Source organism: Corallococcus sp. AB049A (assembly GCF_003668885.1).
In the GTDB taxonomy this organism is placed as follows: domain Bacteria; phylum Myxococcota; class Myxococcia; order Myxococcales; family Myxococcaceae; genus Corallococcus; species Corallococcus interemptor.
Map to the genome: position 1 here is coordinate 1 of NZ_RAWL01000591.1, position 4223 is coordinate 4223.

The window sequence follows — 4223 nt, forward strand, 5'->3', positions numbered from 1 at the left end:
TTAAGTCGTCGGCAGCGTCAGATGGGTATAAGAGACAGGTCCTAAGGGGGCCAAAGCCGGGGGAAAAGCGGATGCCATACCTGTCCATCCGGGGTGCCAGACTCTACTACGAGGACACCGGTGGAAGTGGGGAGCCGGTGCTCTTCAGCCACGGGCTGCTCTGGGACTCCCGGCTGTTCCACCGGCAGGTGGAGGCCCTGAGGGGCCAGTATCGCTGCATCGTGTACGACCACCGGGGCCAGGGGCTGAGCGAGCCCCCGCCTGGCGACTCGGTCATCGACCTGCGCACGGTGTACGAGGACGCGGTGGCGGTCATCCAGGCGCTGGGCCTGGCCCCCTGCCACTTCGTGGGCCAGTCCATGGGGGGCTTCGTGGGCCTGAGGGTGGCCGCCAGGCACCCGGAGCTGCTGCGCTCACTGGCGCTGTTGGACTCATCCGCCGCGGCGGAGCTGCCGCTGACGCTGGCGCGCTACCGGGTGCTGACGGTGCTCACGCACTGGCTGGGCTTGAGGCCGGTGGTGGACCGGATCATGTCGCTCTACTTCGGGCGCACGTTCCTGCGAGACCCGGAGCGGGCGGCGGAGCGGGCCCTGTTGCGCCGGCAGCTGGTGGAGAACCCCCGCGCGGTGTGGCGAGCGATGGAGGGCGTCATCCACCGCCGCAGCGTGGAAGGGGAACTGCACCGCATCGAGACGCCCACGCTGGTGCTGGTGGGGGACGAGGACGCGGTGACGGTGCCGGCGGTGGCGGAGCGGCTGCATCAGCGCATCCGGGGCGCGCGGCTCAAGCGGCTGCGCTGCGGCGGGCACATGTGCATCCTGGAGCAGCCCCAGGCGGTCAACGTCGCGCTGGGAGACTTCCTGGAGGAGGTGGAGCGCACCTCGCTCCAGGAAGAGGCACTGGCGGCGATGGGCTAGCCCCGGGCCTCGGGCTCGCGGCAGACCGCCTCCGACGCGTCGCCGGTGTCCGCGGGCTGCACGGAGGCCTGAGGCTCGGAGGGCTGCGCCACCGGCGAGCCGATGCAGACGCCGTAATCGCCACACGTGATGATGTGGCCGGCCTCCAGACAGAGCTCGGCGCACGACTCCCTTTCACAGTAGTCGTTGGTGCAATCCGGCGGCCGGGCGCTGGCGGTCAGCGGTGCGAAGAGAACAGGGACCAGGAGCAGGGTTCGGCGGAGCAGCGTCATGAGGCACCTCGGGCGGAAGTGGCACCACTGCGGCTGAAGGCTGTCGGTGAGACAGAGACAGCCCGGCGCATGCTTGCCCGGAACCCAATGACAAAGCAAACCCCTGTTCCTGGAGCCGGTGGAGACACCGCTCCAGGAACAGGAACCGCGAGGAATGTCAGCCCTGGGCCTGTTCGGCGGGCGCGCGGCAGACGGCTTCCGCGTCGTCGGCCTGGGCGGGCGCGGGCTGCTGCGCGGAGGCCTGCGGCTCGGACGGGGCGACCGGCAACAGGCCGCTGCAGATGCCGTATTCGGCGCACTGGATGGTTTCGCCACCGTTGTCACAGAGGAGGGTGCAGGAACTGGTGGGCTTGCACTGCTCGGGGCAGGGCCGAGGCGCGGCGCTCGCGGTCAGCGGAAGGAGGAAGAGGCCAGCGGCACCAGCGAGAAGGGTCTTGGAGAGCTTCATGGTGGGGCTCCTGTCTGCGTGGGTTGAACGGCGTCCAGCATCCATTCCTACGAAATCCAATTGCAGTCCTGGTCGTGTCTGGAGGCAAAAGCACTCAAAGACAGATGTGGGTGTCTGCCTTCACTTCGGGTGCCTGGAACAACCCATGAAGTCGCCCTCTCGCTGAACGTCGATCCAATCTAGCGCCTGAACGCCCGCTCAGTATCCTGATCAGGCGTGAGCTACGCCGAGCTGGTGTGCCGGTCCCACTTCTCCTTCCTGCACGGCGCCTCCCATCCGGAGGAGCTGGTGGCCACCGCGGCGCGGCTGGGGCTGTCCGCGCTGGCGCTGACGGACCGGGACGGGCTCTACGGCGTGGTGAAGGCGCACCTCGCGGCGAAGGAGCACGGCGTGAAGCTGCTCCTGGGCGCGGAGCTGACGTTGGAGGACGGCCCGCCGGTGGTCGTGTACGCGCGGGACGCGGCCGGGTACTCGAACCTGTGCCGGCTGGTGTCCCATGGCCGGATGACGCACCCCAAGGGTGAGGCGGGCGTGCCCTGGCGCAAGGTGGCGGAGCACGCGCAGGGGCTGCTGGCGCTGCTGCCAGGGCCCGCGCCGCTGGAGGCCGTGGCGCCGCTGGCGGAGGCGTTTCCCGGATGCTTCCACGTGGGCTTGAGCCGCTCGCTGTCCGCGGGGGACGCGGCCCGGGAGGCGCGAGCGGAAGCCCTGGCCCGCGCGCTGGGCGTGCCGCTGGTGGCGCACAACGACGTGCACACGCACCACCGCGACCGGCAGCCTTTGCAAGACGTGCTCACTGCCATCCGCCACGGGGTGACGGTGGATCAGGCGGGCACGCGGCTGTTCCCGAACGCGGAGCGGACGCTGAAGTCCCCCGGGGACATGGCGCGGCTGTTCGCGGACCGGCCCGAGGCGCTGGCGCGCACGGTGGAGCTGGCGTCGCGCTGCGAGGCGTCCCTGGACGCGCTGCACTACCGCTTCCCGGAGGAGGACCTGCCTCAGGGCCGCACCGCGGACGAACACCTGCGGCTCCTCACGGAAGCCGGCCTGCGCACGCGCTATCCGGGAGGCGTGCCTCCGGAGGTGACGAAGCAGATCGACCATGAGCTGCGGCTCATCGCGGCGCTGGACTTCGCGGGGTACTTCCTGTCGCTGTGGGACATCGTGATGTTCGCCCGGGGGCGGGGCATCCTGTGCCAGGGGCGGGGCAGCGCGGCGAACTCGGCGGTCTGCTACGCGCTGGGCATCACCGCCATTGATCCGGTGCGCATGGGGCTCTTGTTCGAGCGCTTCCTCAGCATGGAGCGCAAGGAGCCGCCGGACATCGACGTGGACTTCGAGCACGAGCGGCGCGAGGAGGTGCTCCAGTACGTCTATGAAAAGCACGGCCGCCACCACGCGGGCATGGTGTGCGAGGTCATCTGTTACCGGGGACGGCTGGCGCTGCGCGAGGCGGGCAAGTCGCTGGGGCTGTCGTTGGATCAGGTGGACCGGCTGTCGCGCGTTGCCTCGTCGCACGGCTTCCAGGTGACGCCGGACGTGCTCCAGGAGGCGGGGCTGTCTCCGACGGACGGGCGGGTGCTGCGGACGCTGTCGGTGGCGAAGGAGCTGGAGGGCGTGCCCCGGCACCTGTCCATCCACGTGGGCGGCTTCGTGATGACGCGCGAGCCGCTGGTGGACCTGGTGCCGGTGGAGAACGCGGCGATGCCGGGGCGCACGGTCATCCAGTGGGAGAAGGACGACATCAACGCGGTGGGCCTCCTGAAGGTGGACCTGCTGGCCCTGGGTATGTTGACGGCGCTGTCGCGCTGCTTCGCCTTGATTCACAAGCATTACGGCCGCGAGCTGTCCCTGGCCACGGTGCCGCCGGAGGACCCGAAGGTCTACGACATGCTGTGCAATGCGGACACGGTGGGCGTGTTCCAGATTGAGAGCCGCGCGCAGATGAACATGCTGCCCCGGCTCCAGCCCCGGACCTTCTACGACCTGGTGGTGCAGATCGCCCTCATCCGCCCGGGGCCCATCGTGGGCAACATGGTGCACCCGTACCTTCGCCGTCGGCACGGGCAGGAGCCGGCGACGTACCCCAGCGACGAGGTTCGCGGCATCCTCCAGAAGACGCTGGGCGTGCCGCTGTTCCAGGAGCAGGCGATGCGGCTCGCGATGGTGGCGGCGGGCTTCAGCGCGGGCGAGGCGGACGGCCTGCGGCGGGCGCTGAGCCACAAGCAGGCGGAGGCGCGCATCCTCCCGTACCGGGGCCGCTTCGTGGAGGGCTGCGAGGCGAAGGGCTACACGCGCAAGCAGGCGGAGGAGTGGTTCGACCACTTCCGGGGCTTCGCGCACTACGGGTTCCCGGAGAGCCACTCCGCGAGCTTCGCGTTGATTGCCTATGCGTCCAGCTGGCTGAAGTGCCACTACCCGGCGGCCTTCACCGCGGCGCTGCTCAACTCACAGCCCATGGGGTTCTACGCGCCGCACACGCTGGTGGCGGACGTGCAGCGGCACGGCGTGGAGGTGCGGCCGGTGGACGTGCGCCGCTCGAACTGGGACTGCACGTTGGAGGACGGGGCGGTGCGGCTGGGGTTGAGG

Annotated in this window: 4 protein-coding genes; 2 read left to right on the plus strand and 2 right to left on the minus strand. The window is 69.9% G+C overall.

Features of this window, described 5'->3' with window-relative positions; all coding sequences use genetic code 11:
- The first annotated feature begins 71 nt into the window (after positions 1 to 71).
- Entirely contained in the window at positions 72 to 917 is an 846-nt protein-coding gene (locus D7X55_RS36690) for an alpha/beta fold hydrolase (RefSeq protein WP_121725460.1), read from the plus strand.
- On the opposite strand, the gene D7X55_RS36695 is transcribed toward D7X55_RS36690, so the two are convergent.
- Complete coding sequence (locus tag D7X55_RS36695; protein ID WP_120548902.1) at positions 914 to 1189, minus strand: hypothetical protein; 276 nt, start codon at positions 1187 to 1189, stop codon at positions 914 to 916. The genes D7X55_RS36690 and D7X55_RS36695 overlap by 4 nt on opposite strands.
- A gap of 157 nt (positions 1190 to 1346) precedes the next feature.
- On the minus strand, positions 1347 to 1637 hold the full coding sequence (locus tag D7X55_RS36700) for a hypothetical protein (RefSeq protein ID WP_120548903.1): 291 nt from the start codon (positions 1635 to 1637) through the stop codon (positions 1347 to 1349).
- 216 nt (positions 1638 to 1853) lie between these two features.
- On the opposite strand from D7X55_RS36700, the gene D7X55_RS36705 reads away from it, so the two are divergent.
- Positions 1854 to 4223: DNA polymerase III subunit alpha (locus D7X55_RS36705; RefSeq protein WP_121725461.1), on the plus strand; the 2370-nt coding region annotated here is incomplete at its 3' end.

Bases quoted from the DNA above. Each gene is read 5' to 3' on its own strand.
- D7X55_RS36690 (WP_121725460.1), top strand. From the start codon at position 72: ATGCCATACCTGTCCATCCGGGGTGCCAGACTCTACTACGAGGACACC.
- D7X55_RS36695 (WP_120548902.1), bottom strand. From the start codon at position 1,189: ATGACGCTGCTCCGCCGAACCCTGCTCCTGGTCCCTGTTCTCTTCGCA.
- D7X55_RS36700 (WP_120548903.1), bottom strand. From the start codon at position 1,637: ATGAAGCTCTCCAAGACCCTTCTCGCTGGTGCCGCTGGCCTCTTCCTC.